Annotated in this window: 14 protein-coding genes; 9 read left to right on the forward strand and 5 right to left on the reverse strand. The window is 68.6% G+C overall.

Annotated features, from left to right (window positions below; translation table 11 throughout):
• Nucleotides 1-36 precede the first annotated feature (36 nt).
• Nucleotides 37-1,434, reverse strand: a complete 1,398-nt coding sequence (locus E9232_RS10505; RefSeq protein ID WP_309793881.1) for an HlyD family type I secretion periplasmic adaptor subunit — start codon at nucleotides 1,432-1,434, stop codon at nucleotides 37-39.
• A complete protein-coding gene (locus E9232_RS10510; RefSeq protein ID WP_309793882.1) occupies nucleotides 1,352-3,160 on the reverse strand; it encodes a type I secretion system permease/ATPase in 1,809 nt (602 codons plus the stop codon). The genes E9232_RS10505 and E9232_RS10510 overlap by 83 nt, the downstream gene beginning before the upstream one ends.
• A gap of 275 nt (nucleotides 3,161-3,435) precedes the next feature.
• On the opposite strand from E9232_RS10510, the gene E9232_RS10515 reads away from it, so the two are divergent.
• Together E9232_RS10515 and E9232_RS10520 are read left to right on the forward strand one after the other, a co-directional pair.
• Nucleotides 3,436-3,918 carry an MmcB family DNA repair protein gene (locus E9232_RS10515; protein ID WP_309793883.1) on the forward strand — a complete coding sequence of 161 codons (483 nt, stop codon included), beginning with the start codon at nucleotides 3,436-3,438 and terminating at the stop codon, nucleotides 3,916-3,918.
• A 131-nt stretch (nucleotides 3,919-4,049) separates the two neighbouring features.
• Nucleotides 4,050-4,247, forward strand: coding sequence for a heavy-metal-associated domain-containing protein (locus tag E9232_RS10520; RefSeq protein ID WP_309793884.1), 198 nt, complete (start codon nucleotides 4,050-4,052; stop codon nucleotides 4,245-4,247).
• A 23-nt stretch (nucleotides 4,248-4,270) separates the two neighbouring features.
• Here E9232_RS10520 and E9232_RS10525 read toward each other — a convergent pair whose 3' ends face one another.
• Entirely contained in the window at nucleotides 4,271-4,948 is a 678-nt protein-coding gene (locus E9232_RS10525; protein WP_309793885.1) for a ChrR family anti-sigma-E factor, read from the reverse strand.
• Entirely contained in the window at nucleotides 4,941-5,603 is a 663-nt protein-coding gene (locus E9232_RS10530; protein ID WP_309793886.1) for a sigma-70 family RNA polymerase sigma factor, read from the reverse strand. The genes E9232_RS10525 and E9232_RS10530 overlap by 8 nt, the downstream gene beginning before the upstream one ends.
• A 156-nt stretch (nucleotides 5,604-5,759) precedes the next feature.
• On the opposite strand from E9232_RS10530, the gene E9232_RS10535 reads away from it, so the two are divergent.
• From E9232_RS10535 to E9232_RS10565, 7 genes are all read left to right on the forward strand, one after another.
• Nucleotides 5,760-6,296 (forward strand): invasion associated locus B family protein, encoded by a 537-nt coding sequence (locus E9232_RS10535; protein WP_309793887.1) that lies wholly within the window; start codon nucleotides 5,760-5,762, stop codon nucleotides 6,294-6,296.
• 125 nt (nucleotides 6,297-6,421) lie between these two features.
• Nucleotides 6,422-7,564 carry a dual-specificity RNA methyltransferase RlmN gene (gene rlmN / locus E9232_RS10540; protein ID WP_309793888.1) on the forward strand — a complete coding sequence of 381 codons (1,143 nt, stop codon included), beginning with the start codon at nucleotides 6,422-6,424 and terminating at the stop codon, nucleotides 7,562-7,564.
• A 21-nt stretch (nucleotides 7,565-7,585) separates the two neighbouring features.
• The gene (locus E9232_RS10545) at nucleotides 7,586-7,804 is read left to right on the forward strand and encodes a hypothetical protein (RefSeq protein ID WP_309793889.1); all 219 of its coding nucleotides are present in this window, start codon (nucleotides 7,586-7,588) and stop codon (nucleotides 7,802-7,804) included.
• The gene (locus E9232_RS10550) at nucleotides 7,801-8,070 is read left to right on the forward strand and encodes a hypothetical protein (RefSeq protein ID WP_309793890.1); all 270 of its coding nucleotides are present in this window, start codon (nucleotides 7,801-7,803) and stop codon (nucleotides 8,068-8,070) included. Before E9232_RS10545 ends, E9232_RS10550 begins: the two co-directional genes overlap by 4 nt.
• Nucleotides 8,067-8,627, forward strand: a complete 561-nt coding sequence (locus E9232_RS10555) for a hypothetical protein (RefSeq protein WP_309793891.1) — start codon at nucleotides 8,067-8,069, stop codon at nucleotides 8,625-8,627. The genes E9232_RS10550 and E9232_RS10555 overlap by 4 nt, the downstream gene beginning before the upstream one ends.
• 95 nt (nucleotides 8,628-8,722) lie before the next feature.
• Nucleotides 8,723-9,598: a glutathione-dependent disulfide-bond oxidoreductase gene (yghU, locus tag E9232_RS10560; protein WP_309793892.1), complete on the forward strand. Its 876-nt coding sequence runs from the start codon at nucleotides 8,723-8,725 to the stop codon at nucleotides 9,596-9,598.
• Between the two features lie 130 nt (nucleotides 9,599-9,728).
• The gene (locus tag E9232_RS10565; protein WP_309793893.1) at nucleotides 9,729-10,970 is read left to right on the forward strand and encodes an argininosuccinate synthase; all 1,242 of its coding nucleotides are present in this window, start codon (nucleotides 9,729-9,731) and stop codon (nucleotides 10,968-10,970) included.
• 69 nt (nucleotides 10,971-11,039) lie between these two features.
• Here the strand turns inward: E9232_RS10565 and E9232_RS10570 are convergent, their stop codons facing one another.
• Nucleotides 11,040-12,074 carry a calcium-binding protein gene (locus tag E9232_RS10570; protein WP_309793894.1) on the reverse strand — a complete coding sequence of 345 codons (1,035 nt, stop codon included), beginning with the start codon at nucleotides 12,072-12,074 and terminating at the stop codon, nucleotides 11,040-11,042.
• Nucleotides 12,075-12,469: the final 395 nt, after the last annotated feature.

The following is a 12,469-nucleotide window of genomic DNA, read 5'->3' on the forward strand; positions in this document are numbered from 1 at the left end:
CGGCGGGGGCGATGCACCCCCGCCGTGTCGCTTTCCTCAATCCTCGATGAAGCTGCGGTGGAAGGCGTTCATCAGGGGGTCGACCGCATACTGCAGGGCGGTGCGCGTGCCGGTCATGATCGAGACGTCGGCCGGCATGCCCGCCGACAGGTTGACCTGCGGCGCCACCTGCTTCAGCAGGTCCGGATCGACCACGATCTTGGCCAGGAAGTACGAGCGCTTGGTCGCCTCGTCCTGGGTGCTGTCGGCGGCGACATAGATCACCTTGCCGTCGATCCGCGGCATGTTGCGCTGGTGATAGGCGGTGAAATGGACCAGGGCCGACTGTCCCACCCGCACCACATCGATGTCGTTGGGCTGGACCTGGACGTCGATCACCAGCTTCTCGTTGTTCGGCACGATCTCTAGGATCGGCGCGCCGGGCGCGATCACGCCGCCGAGGGTGTGGAACTTCATGCCCACGACGGTGCCGTCGAGCGGCGCCAGGATGCGGGTGCGGCCGACCACGTCGCCGGCGGCGCGCATCTTCTCTTCCAGCCCGGCCAGCTCCTTCTGGGTGGTCGCGCGCTCATCGGCGATCTTGTCGCGGAAGTCGCTGTCCAGCGCCAGGATCCGCATCTGGCTTTCGCCGATGGTCTGCTCGGCCTTGGCGATGGCCGAGATGTCCGAGGCCTTCTGGCCCTCGATCTGGGCCTGGGTGCGCTGCAACTGCAGCAGATGCGGCTTGGTCTCCAGCCCCTTCGCGACCAGCGGCGCGACGCTGTCGACCTCCTGCTGGATCAGCTCCAGCTGGGTGTCGCCGGCGGTGATCTGGGCCTTCAGGCCGTTGATGTCCTCGCGGCTCTGGTTGACGCGCTGCTCCAGGATCGACTTCTGGCCCGTGATCGATTCGCGACGGGAGGTGAACTGCTCCTCCTGCGCCTTGATCAGGGCCGCGGCCACCGGATTGTTCGCGGCCTGGTCCTGGATCTCCTGCGGCATGGCGATGGTGGCCGCGCCGTTCTGCTCGGCATCGAGCCGGGCCAGCGTCGCCACGTCGGCGAGACGCTGCATCCGCACCGAATCGAAGGTCGCGAGGTCGCGCGTCGAATCCAGCACCAGCAGGGTGTCGCCCGCCTTGACCACGTCGCCGTCACGCACGTTCAGCTCGCGGATGATGCCGCCTTCGAGATGCTGCACCGTGCGCTTGTTGCCCTCGGGGCTGACCTGCCCGTTGGCGACCGCGGCGCTGGCCAGGGGCGACACCGCCGCCCAGGCGCCGAATCCGAAGACGAAGACGCCGACCACGGCGCCGCCGATCAGGCTCAGCCGGTTCAGGCCGCGCGCGTTCCGCTTCAGCGCCGTCGCGGTCTCATCCGGCAGAGCGGGCAGGCGGGGGCTGCTGCGGACGGCCGGTGGTTGTGGCTGTCCAGGCTCCTGAGGAATAAGCGACATTTTCCGAGCTTCCTTTTGGCGCCGGCGAGGTGTCGGCGGCACGCGGCCCGGCAATACGGGCCAGAACTTCGGCCCGCGGGCCGAGCAATGCGATTTCGCCTTCGCGCATCACCAGCAGGCGATCGGCGTCGGCGAGGATCTGCGGACGGTGGGCGACGATGACCACGGTCGTGCCCAGCGCCTTCAGCGCCGCGATCGTGGTCATCAGGGCGGCTTCGCCATCCGCGTCGAGATTGGAGTTGGGTTCGTCCAGCACCACCAGCCGGGGGCCGCCGAACACGGCGCGGGCCAGGCCGACGCGCTGGCGCTGGCCGCCCGACAGCGGCACGCCGCCATCGCCGATCGGCGTGTCGTAGCCCTGGGGCAGCCGCACGATCATGTCGTGCACGCCGGCCAGCTGGGCCGCGGCGACCACCTGTTCCGAATCGGGGTTGCTGGTCATGCGGGCGATGTTCTCGGCCACGGTGCCGGGGAACAGGTCGACCACTTGCGGGAGGTAGCCGATATACGGGCCCAGCGCCTCCGGCGTCCACTGCGCCAGGTCGGCGCCGTCGAACCGGACCGCGCCGTCGCTCGGCGGGTAGATGCCGACCAGCAGACGGCACAGCGTGCTCTTGCCCGAGGCGGACGGCCCGACCATGCCCAGCACCTCGCCGGACGCGATCTCGAAGCTGACGCGCTTGATGATCGGCGTCTTGCCCTGCGGTGTCAGGAACACCAGCTTGTCGATCTGCACCGTGCCGCTCGGGGGCGGCAGGGCCAGGCCGTCCTGGCGCTTCGGCAGGGCGACCAGGATCTTCTCGATCGACTGGTAGGACTGGCGGGCGCTGATGAACTGGCGCCAGGAGCTGATCGCCTGCTCGACCGGGGCCAGGGCCCGCGACAGCAGCATCGAGCCGGCGATCATGCCGCCCGAGGTCAGCTCGCCATGCAGCAGCAGATAGGCGCCGACGGCCATCACCAGGGTCTGCACGAACATGCGGACGAATTTCGAGGAGCCGCTGATGATGGCGGACAGGTCGGAGCCGCGCTCCTGCCCCTGCAGCGCCGCCTCCTGGTCCCGGCGCCAGCGCACCAGCAGCTGCGGCAGCATGCCCATGGCGCGCACCGTCTCGGCGCTGCGGATGGCGCCCTCGGCCTGGCGCTGCGCGGTGACCTGCAGCTTGTTGGCCTCGGTCGTCGGCTTGCGCAGCATCTTCTCGTTGGTCAGCGCCAGGCCGAACAGGATGATCGCGCTCAGCAGCGCGGTGACGCCCAGGGCCCAGTGCAGCATGAACATGACGATGATGAAGATCGGCGCCCAGGGTGCGTCGAACAGCGGCCCGATCGCCGGGCCGCCGATGAAGCTGCGGATCTGCGAGAGGTCGCGCAGCGCCTGGCCGCCCACCGGTGCGCCCAGCACCGCGCCGTTGACCCCGGTCTCGACCAGGGTGCCGGCCAGCTGGCGCTCGAACCGGGTGCCGATCCGGGCCAGCAGGCTGGAGCGCAGCCCGTCGAGCCAGCCCAGGATCAGGAAGGCGAAGGCGGCGATCAGGGTGAGGAAGACCAGCGTCTCGATATGGGCGGACCCCAGCACGCGGTCGAACAGCTGGTAGGAGTAAAGCGGCGACACCATGACCAGCAGGTTCGTCACCAGGCTGAATCCACCCGCGACCAGGAACCAGGGCCTCACCGCATTCAGGGCCCGGCGGGCGGCGCTCGGCGGTGTCGACTCGGTCTTCGCCATGATCTTCAATTCCTCTGATCGGCACCCACTGGCCACACCGCCCGAAGCCGACCGCTATATTCTGGGCGAGAAGCAGATCGTCCCGCTACCGGAAAGCGAGCTGAAACGCCCTGTGAACTCGTATTTGAATAAATCAATCGTCGTCTTGAAACAGTGCCACAGGTAACACCCAGTGTCTCGACAGATTCCGTAATAGGGATGGCAAAATTCTGACCATTTCGCGACCGATCCTTTGCTCTGGCGGCCCGGCGCGACCGGCGCTAGGATGGCCTGTCATGGAACAAAGAAGCAACATGGACAGCCTTGCCAGGCTGCAGACCGCCCAGGTCACACGCGGCGTCCGACGCTGGTTCGCGGCGGCCGGGCAGGTCAGCCTGCCCGAGTTCGGGCTGCCGGACGGGCGCCGCGCCGATGTCCTGGCGCTGGACACCGCCGGCTGGATCACGCTGGTCGAGGTCAAGGTCTCGATCGCGGATTTCCGCGGCGACCGGAAATGGCCGGGCTACGCCGCCTATTGCGACCGTTTCTGCTTCGCCGTGCCGGAGGACTTCCCGCAGGAGCTGATCGCGCCGGAATGTGGCCTGATCGTGGCCGACGGCTTCGACGCCGTGCTGCTGCGCCCACCACCGGAGCATCGCCTGGCGCCGCCGCGGCGCAAGGCGCTGGTGCTGGAGTTCGGCCGGGTGGCGGCGCAGCGCCTGCACCTGCTGGAGGACGAGGGCGTGGCCTCCGGCTGGCGCTCCGCCGCGGCGATCTAACGCGGCCCTCGCGGCGCCCTCCGGCCCCGGTCGCGCGCGAATTCGCCGCAGCCCGCCAGATGTGAGCCGAAGCCTTGACCTTCCAGGTACGGGAAGCCCCATCTCTGGCGGGACGAGCTCAGGAGGATGGAATGGAATTCAAAGTCGAAGGCATGACCTGCGGCGGCTGCGCCGAGGCGGTGAGGCGGGCGGTGCGCAAGGTCGCGCCCGAGGCCGCGGTCGAGGTCGACCTGGCCGGTGGCCGGGTCGCGGTGTCGCCGGCGCCGGATGCGGCGGCGGTGGCGGCGGCCATCGCCCGCGCTGGCTTCACCGCCCGCGCCCTGGGCTGAGGCAGGCCCGGCTCAGCCCGGGTTCAGAAGGTCACGAAGCGGTTCAGCCAGCGGCCGATCGGCCCGGTCAGCCGCAGCCGCTGGTCGACTACGGCAAGGCAGATGCAGTCCGGGCCGGGCAGGGCGGTCGGCCGATGGTCGATCGTCCCGTCTGTGACCTGCAGGTCGCCGACCCGGTACAGGCCCTGGCCGTCGTCGAAGGCGCCCTGCAGCACCAGGGTGAGCTCGGTGCCCTCATGGGTGTGCTGCGGCACGCCGACCCCGGCACGGACCCGCAGCAGGCTGACCCGGCGGTCCTGGCGGCCCACCGTGAACACCGCTTCGGACACGCCCGGCAGCAGCCGCCGCCAGGTAACGCCGTCGAAGTGCGGGCCGATGTAGTCGCGCAGCGGCTGCGGGATGTCCGGCGGCGCCGCGGCGGGGGGGGCCGGCTGGGTGGCTGCCGGCGCGTCGAGCCGGGCCAACACCGCGGCGAAGGAATCGTCGCCGACGGCGGCGCCGGGCAGGGTGTCCAGCAGGGCGCCGCCCATGGCATCCAGCCGCGCGGCCGCGGCCCTGCAGGCCGGGCAATAGGCGAGATGGGTCGCGACGGCCAGCGCGTCGGCCTCGCCCATCGCGCCGCTGGCATAGTCCAGCAGCAGGTCCTCCGCAGGATGGTGGCGCGGCGGGGCCGGGGCGGGCATCGCGATCGTCTCAGTCATTGCCGGCCTCCGTCAGGCTGAGGCGCAGCCGTTCCAAGGCCAGCCGGATGCGCGATTTGACGGTGCCCAGCGGCAGGTTGCGGACGACGGCGATCTCGCTGTGCGGCTTGTCCTCATAGAAGGCGAGGGCCAGCAGGTCGCGCTGGTTCTCGGGCAGCGCCGCGATCGCGGTGCGCAGCCGGGCCTCGGTCTGGGACGCCGCGATGCGCTGGTCGGCGGGCGGCTCCGCCGACGGCACCAGCATCGGGTCGTCGGGATCCAGCTGCGGCCGCTTCTCGCGCCGCGCCAGGTCTATGCGCTTGTTGCGGGCGATGGTGAAGACCCAGGTGGCCGCGCCGGCCTGGGCCGGGTCGTAGGTCTCGGCGCGGCGCCACACCGTGACCATCGCCTCCTGCATCAGCTCCTCCGCCGTGGCCGCGTCGCAGCCGAGCCGGGCGATGTAGGCCTTGACCCGCGGCGCGAACAGCTCGAACAGCGACCGGAACGCGACGCGGTCGCGGTGCCGGCCGACCGCGAGGATCAGCGCTTCGGGCGACAGGGGGGCAGGGGTGGTCGGATCGATCCGCATGGCGCCATTCAAGGCGACATGGCGGGCGACCACAAGGGCCGACAGCAGCAGGGCCGGGCCGAAGTCAGGTTGGATGGCTGGCCGCACCGGCTGGGTTCCTGATTGTTCCGTCTAGGCCGGTATACGACGAGATGCTATCCCCGGATGAGTCGGGTGGTTCCCGCGACGTGCAAATCCATGTATGTCGTGGGATCAGCCTCGGGCGCGTCGTCCAGCCTTGCAACCCCGAAGTAGAGTGGCGCTATGGTCAGAACTCGTCGCAACCTTTTCCTCGGGGCCGTGATCGCCCTTGCCGCCGCGGCCGGCGGGGTCGCTGTGCCGGGTTCCGCCTCGGCGCAGGACGTCCAGTACATTTCGAGCAGCCGCGACTGGCATGCCTTCCAGTTCACCGAGAACGGCAGCAAGGCGTGCTACATCGCCACCAAGCCGACCAAGGCCGAACCCGCCAATGTCCGCCATGGCGACGTGTTCGTGCTGGTGACCAACCGGCCGGCCGAGAAGCAGAAGAACGTGGTCAGCCTCCAGGTCGGCTACACCCTGAAGCCGAACAGCGATGTCACCGCGACGATCGGCGGCAAGAACTTCCAGCTGTTCACCGACGGCAACACCGCCTGGTCGCGCGACGCCGCGGCGGACGAGGCGCTGGTCAACGCGATGAAGGGCGGCTCCAGCATGACGGTCAAGGCGGCCTCCAGCCGCGGCACCGGCACCAACTACACCTTCTCGCTGGCCGGCATCTCGGCGGCGCTGGGCGAGATCAACAAAGCCTGCGGCGTCTGACCGCTTCAGTTTCACCTGCGGCCCCGGCCGCATCTTGACTATAATGGTCCGCGGCCCCTTCCGGATGGCAGGGGCCGTCGCCATTTAGGGCCCTTCGCCAATTTGAGGGTCCTTCGGAGCTTCCGATGGGTATCGAAACACACGCCTCGCTGTTCGCCCCGCCGCCGCCCCGTGCGGATGGCCGGGTGAATCTGGTCGGGCTCGACCGCGCCGAACTGACCGAGACGCTGGCCGGGCTGGGCGAACCCGCGTTCCGCGCGCGCCAGCTGTTCAGCTGGATCTACAAGCACGGCGCCACCGACTTCCAGGCGATGAGCGAGCTGGCCAAGGGGCTGCGGGCCAAGCTGTCGGACGGCTTCGTGCTCGACCGGCCGGCGGTGGTGCGCCAGCAGAACTCCTTCGACGGCACCCGGAAATGGCTCGCCCGTATGGATGACGGGCAGGAGATCGAGTCGGTCCACATCCCGGAGGAGGACCGCGGCACGCTGTGCGTCTCGTCCCAGGTCGGCTGCACCCTGACCTGCAAGTTCTGCCACACCGGCACCCAGCGCCTGGTGCGCAACCTCGAGGCGTCGGAAATCGTCGGCCAGGTCATGCTGGCCCGCGACGTGCTGGAGGATTGGGGCCGCGAGGGCGAGGACCGCCAGCTCACCAACATCGTCATGATGGGCATGGGCGAGCCGCTGTACAACTTCGAGAATGTGAAGCGCGCGCTGAAGCTGGTGATGGACCCGGAAGGGATCTCGCTGTCGCGCCGCCGCATCACCCTGTCGACCGCCGGCGTGGTGCCGCTGATGAAGCGCTGCGGCGAGGAGCTGGGGGTGAACCTGGCGGTGTCGCTGCATGCGGTGACCGATGAGCTGCGCGACCAGATCGTGCCGATCAACAAGAAGTACCCGGTCAAGGAGCTGCTGGACGCCTGCCGCGCCTATCCCGGCCTCAACAACGCCCGCCGCATCACCTTCGAATACGTGATGCTGAAGGACGTCAACGACACCCCGGCCGATGCCCGCCAGCTGGTGCGCATCCTCAAGGGCATCCCGGCCAAGATGAACCTGATCCCGTTCAACCCGTGGCCGGGCGCGCCGTTCGAATGCTCGACCAAGGAGGCGATCGACCGCTTCGCCGACATCCTGATGGAGGCCGGCTACGCCAGCCCGATCCGGACGCCGCGCGGCAGCGACATCCTCGCCGCCTGCGGCCAGCTGAAGTCCGACAGCGTGCGCCAGCGGGCCTCGGCCCGCGCCGCGGCGGCGCCGGCCCACTGATCCGCTGAAGACCCGCCCCGAATGACCTTCGCCGAATTCTTCCAGACCCCGGCGGCCTGGGCCCTGCTGTTCGCGCTGCTCGCCATGCCGGCCCTGGCCCGCATGCTCGGCCGCGCCGGCTTCGCCCGCGGCTGGGCGGTGCTGGCGCTGGTGCCGCATGTCGGCGTCCTGCTGGTCTTCGCCCTGCTGCTGTTCCGGCGCTGGCCCGCGATCGCGGCGCTGGGGGAGGCCAAGCGATGAGCGATTTGCTCGAGACCCTGTCGCAGATCTACGGCCCCGGCTGGATGGCGACGCTGCCGCATTGGGGCACCAACCTGATCATCGGCATCTACATCGTGCTGCTGATGAGCTTCGCGGCCTATTCGCTGGTCAAGGCGCGGGTGACGCCGCTGTGGTCGATCCTGCTGCTGGTGCCCTATCTCGACGTCATCGTGCTGTGGGTGGTCGCCTTCATCCGCTGGCCGCGGATCGACGGCCCCCGGCCGCACATCGTCCATCGCGGATGATCCGCCGCCGCCTCGGCCGGGCCTTGCTGCCGGCCCTGGCGGCCGGCCTGCTCCTCGCCCAGGGCGCCATGGCGGCGGACGACATCCGCGGCTGGGACGGCCTGACCTGGGGCATGACCGCGGCCGAGGTCGACGCCGCCCTGCCGCAGGCGATCACGCTGTCCCCCGCCTGGGATTTCGGCCCGCTCTACGCCGAGCGGATGCAGCGGGACGTGGTGATCGGCGGCATCCCCTTCGATGTGGTGCCCGAGCTGGCGCGCCGGGATGGCCGCCTGGTCCAGATCCTGTTCGAGCGCCGGCCGCCGATTCCCGGCCCGGCGGAGCTGCAGGCCTTCGTCAACGACCTCGCCGCCCGGCTGGGCCCGGCGGCGGAGAACTGCACGCTCGAAACTGGGCTGGTGACGCGGCTGTGGCATTTCCCGTCCACCCAGGTGGCCCTGACCGCGGTCGACTTCACCGCCGATGGCAGCGGCCGGCTGCAGCGCCTGCTGCTGCGCTACACCGCGGCCGACCGGGCGCCGCCGTCGCCCTGCGAACAGGGCAAACCCAGAACGTGAACGCGATGGCAACGGAAACACTTCATTCCGAGGCGATGCCGTTCTAGGGTCGTGCACGCCGCAATTCACCGTCCGCCCCATCGGGAGCATCGAGAATGAGCAATCCGTCCGAATACACGCCGCCCAAGGTCTGGACCTGGGACAAGGCGAGCGGTGGCCAGTTCGCGAACATCAACCGCCCGATCGCCGGGGCGACGCAGGAGAAGGAGCTGCCGGTCGGCCGCCATCCCTTCCAGCTCTACTCGCTGGCGACGCCGAACGGCCAGAAGGTCTCGATCATGTTCGAGGAGCTGCTGGCGGCCGGCCACAGCGGCGCCGAATACGACGCCTGGCCGATCCGGATCGGCGAGGGCGACCAGTTCGGCAGCGGCTTCGTCGCGGTGAACCCGAACTCCAAGATCCCCGCGCTGTGGGACCGCAGCGGCCCGACCCCGATCCGGATCTTCGAATCCGGCGCGATCCTGGTCCATCTCGCCGAGAAGTTCGGCGCCTTTCTGCCGACCGATGCCGCGGCGCGCGCCGAGTGCATGTCCTGGCTGTTCTGGCAGATGGGCAGCGCGCCCTTCCTCGGCGGCGGCTTCGGCCATTTCTACGCCTACGCCCCGACCAAGATCGAATACGCGATCAACCGCTACGCCATGGAGGCCAAGCGCCTGCTCGACGTGCTCGATCGGCGCCTGGCCGAGACCGAGTACGTGGCGGGCGACCAGTACACCATCGCGGACATGGCGAACTGGCCCTGGTTCGGCGGCCTGGCCCTGGGCCGGGCCTACAACGCGGCCGAGTTCCTCGACGTGCAGACCTACAAGCACGTGCAGCGCTGGGCCAAGGCGATCGACGCCCGGCCGGCGGTGAAGCGCGGCCGCATCGTCAACCGCCTGTTCGGCGAGCCCTCCGAGCAGCTGCACGAGCGCCACGACGCCAGCGACTTTGACACGAAGACCCAGGACAAGCTGACGGCCGCCGGCTAGGCCAGGGCAGGGCGGGCGCCGCTGGCGTCCGCCCGGACGCTCCCGCGCCCTGAATAGGCCGCATGGCTCGCGTGTTGCCCGGCCGCGCCGTTCCTCCTAATGTCCGGCGGTTTTTCCTTTGGAGGCGGGCATGGCGGCGGTTGGCGAGCAAGCGGGACAGCAGCAGGTCAAGAAGGTGGTCCTGGCCTATTCGGGCGGGCTCGACACCTCGGTCATCCTGAAATGGCTGCAGGAGACCTATGGCTGCGAGGTCGTGACCTTCACCGCCGATCTCGGCCAGGGCGAGGAGCTGGAGCCGGCGCGGAAGAAGGCCGAGCTGCTGGGCATCAAGCCGCAGAACATCTTCATCCGCGACGTGCGCGAGGAGTTCGTGCGCGACTTCGTGTTCCCGATGTTCCGCGCCAACGCGCTCTATGAGGGCGTCTACCTGCTGGGCACCTCGATCGCCCGGCCGCTGATCTCCAAGCACCTCGTCGAGATCGCGGCCGAGGTCGGCGCCGACGCCGTCGCCCACGGCGCCACCGGCAAGGGCAACGACCAGGTCCGGTTCGAGCTGTCGGCCTATGCGCTGAACCCGCACATCAAGGTGATCGCGCCCTGGCGGCTGTGGGACCTGACCAGCCGCACCCGCCTCTTGGCCTATGCCGAGGAGCGGCAGATCCCGATCGCCAAGGACAAGTACGGCGAGGCGCCGTATTCGACCGACGCCAACCTGCTGCACATCTCCTACGAGGGCAAGGCGCTGGAGGACCCCTGGGTCGAGCCGGACGAGGCGATGTACACCCGCTCGGTCAGCCCGGCCGAGGCGCCGGACGCGCCGACCTATGTCGAGATCGAGTTCGAGCGCGGCGACGCGGTCGGCATCGACGGCGTGCGCCTGTCGCCGGCTGAGGTGCTGACCCGGCTGAACGAGCTCGGCGGCCAGAACGGCGTCGGCCGGCTGGACCTGGTCGAGAACCGCTTCGTCGGCATGAAGAGCCGCGGCATCTACGAGACCCCGGGCGGCACCGTGCTGCTGGCCGCGCACCGGGCGATCGAATCGATCACGCTCGACCGCGGCGCCGCCCATCTCAAGGACGAGGTGATGCCGCGCTATGCCGAGCTGATCTACAACGGCTTCTGGTATTCGCCGGAGCGCGAGGCCATCCAGGCGCTGGTCGACAAGACCCAGGAGCGGGTCAACGGCACCGTCCGGCTGAAGCTGTGGAAGGGCAACGTCATCACCGCCGGCCGCAAGAGCCCGAACAGCCTGTACCGCCTCGACTACGTCACCTTCGAGGAGGATTCGGTGTACGACCAGCGCGACGCCCAGGGCTTCATCAAGCTCAACGCGCTGCGCCTGCGTCTCGGCGCGATGGCCCGCGGCAAGTAACGCGGGTCACCGAAACAGGAAGCGCCCCGCTGCGAGCAGCGGGGCGCGGTCCCGTACCGGCCTGCCGGATCAGATGAAGGTGAAGTCCGACGCCGTCAGGTGCAGGGCCGCCAGGTCGGCCACGCTGTGGACGTTCGTCAGGTGGGCAAAGGTGTCCGCCTGATTGGTCCCGGTGACATAGGCTAGGTTGGCCGTCCCGGTGTTGCTGTCGTAGTAGGCGATGATGTCGCCGGCATGCTCGCCCGAGATGCCGCGCGCGGCATTGCTGGCCGAGGTGAAGCCCTGGTCGGTGATCACCACCGCATGCTCGCCGTTCGCACCGGCCGCCGCGCCGCTGAAGAAGGTGTCCACCGCGCTGCCGGACCCGCCGGTGGCGTGATTGACGAAGTTCGCGCCGGCGCCGTCCCGGCCGAGGCCGGCGGCGTCGAAGGCGAAGGTGTCATGGGTCGGGTCGAAATCCGTGATGTTGCTGAAGCCTTGGATCGAACCGGCCTTCGGGTCGTGGAAGCGGAACAGGAAGGTATCGTCGCCGGCACCGCCGGTGAGGTAGTCCTTGCCGTCGCCGGTGATGAGGGTGTCGTTGCCGGCGTCGCCATAGAGCTTGTCGTTGCCTTCACCGACATCGGTGCGCGCCGTGTCGCGGCCGTTGTCGCCGGCGAGGACATCGTCGCCCAGGCCGCCGTAGACGGCGTCGTTGCCCTCGCTGCCGAAGACGTGGTCGTTGCCGGCACCGCCATAGACATGGTCGATGTTCTGGCCGCCGAAGACGAAGTCGTCGCCGTCGTCGCCATAGACAGTGTCGTTGCCCTGGTCGCCGTTGATGTGGTCGGCCCCGGTGCCGCCATGGACGATGTCGTCACCGAGATTGCCCGTGAGGGTGTCGTTGCCGTCGTCGCCCCGGACCAGGTCGTTGCCCGAGCCGCTGTCGATGGTGTCGTTGCCGCTGCCGCCCTTGGCGACGTCGTTGCCCTCGCCCGCGAAGATGGTGTCGTTGCCGAGATCGCCGTTGATCCGGTCATTGCCCCAGGGATCGATGATCAGATCGTCACCGGTGCCGCCGACAAGGATGTCGTCGCCCAGTCCGCCCAGGATGAGATTTGGCATGACTGACTACTCCTTTATGCGTGAAACCTTATGCCCATAGGCATAATACTCAGAATCGTGACCGTTGCATGAATCACCACAAGATTTCCTTGGTGTCTACGCTGAGAGTTCATCGCGGAAACCAGGCGCAATGCTCTGTGCTTTTTTTGAATGATCGTTTCAAATCCTGAATGCCGCAGCGGGCCTGGTGTTGCGTTGCAGCAATCGGGATCTGCCCAAAATATGGACTCCGAAAATTCCTGAGACGAAGACTCAAATTTGTCACACCGGAATCTGGAAGCTGATCCCCGGAAGGTTCTGCGATTCGGTTATGAAATCAGAATCGGAGATCGCGCCGGAAGGGTTTGGATGCGATCGGCGGATCGAAACCTTCGATCGCCCGGTTGGCCACGCCC

This window comes from Inquilinus ginsengisoli (assembly GCF_031453975.1).
Lineage (GTDB): Bacteria > Pseudomonadota > Alphaproteobacteria > DSM-16000 > Inquilinaceae > Inquilinus > Inquilinus ginsengisoli_A.

Bases quoted from the DNA above. Each gene is read 5' to 3' on its own strand.
- E9232_RS10515 (WP_309793883.1), top strand. From the start codon at position 3,436: ATGGAACAAAGAAGCAACATGGACAGCCTTGCCAGGCTGCAGACCGCC.
- E9232_RS10525 (WP_309793885.1), bottom strand. From the start codon at position 4,948: ATGACTGAGACGATCGCGATGCCCGCCCCGGCCCCGCCGCGCCACCAT.
- E9232_RS10545 (WP_309793889.1), top strand. From the start codon at position 7,586: ATGACCTTCGCCGAATTCTTCCAGACCCCGGCGGCCTGGGCCCTGCTG.
- E9232_RS10555 (WP_309793891.1), top strand. From the start codon at position 8,067: ATGATCCGCCGCCGCCTCGGCCGGGCCTTGCTGCCGGCCCTGGCGGCC.
- rlmN (WP_309793888.1), top strand. From the start codon at position 6,422: ATGGGTATCGAAACACACGCCTCGCTGTTCGCCCCGCCGCCGCCCCGT.
- E9232_RS10520 (WP_309793884.1), top strand. From the start codon at position 4,050: ATGGAATTCAAAGTCGAAGGCATGACCTGCGGCGGCTGCGCCGAGGCG.
- E9232_RS10565 (WP_309793893.1), top strand. From the start codon at position 9,729: ATGGCGGCGGTTGGCGAGCAAGCGGGACAGCAGCAGGTCAAGAAGGTG.
- E9232_RS10550 (WP_309793890.1), top strand. From the start codon at position 7,801: ATGAGCGATTTGCTCGAGACCCTGTCGCAGATCTACGGCCCCGGCTGG.
- E9232_RS10535 (WP_309793887.1), top strand. From the start codon at position 5,760: ATGGTCAGAACTCGTCGCAACCTTTTCCTCGGGGCCGTGATCGCCCTT.
- yghU (WP_309793892.1), top strand. From the start codon at position 8,723: ATGAGCAATCCGTCCGAATACACGCCGCCCAAGGTCTGGACCTGGGAC.
- E9232_RS10505 (WP_309793881.1), bottom strand. From the start codon at position 1,434: ATGTCGCTTATTCCTCAGGAGCCTGGACAGCCACAACCACCGGCCGTC.
- E9232_RS10570 (WP_309793894.1), bottom strand. From the start codon at position 12,074: ATGCCAAATCTCATCCTGGGCGGACTGGGCGACGACATCCTTGTCGGC.
- E9232_RS10510 (WP_309793882.1), bottom strand. From the start codon at position 3,160: ATGGCGAAGACCGAGTCGACACCGCCGAGCGCCGCCCGCCGGGCCCTG.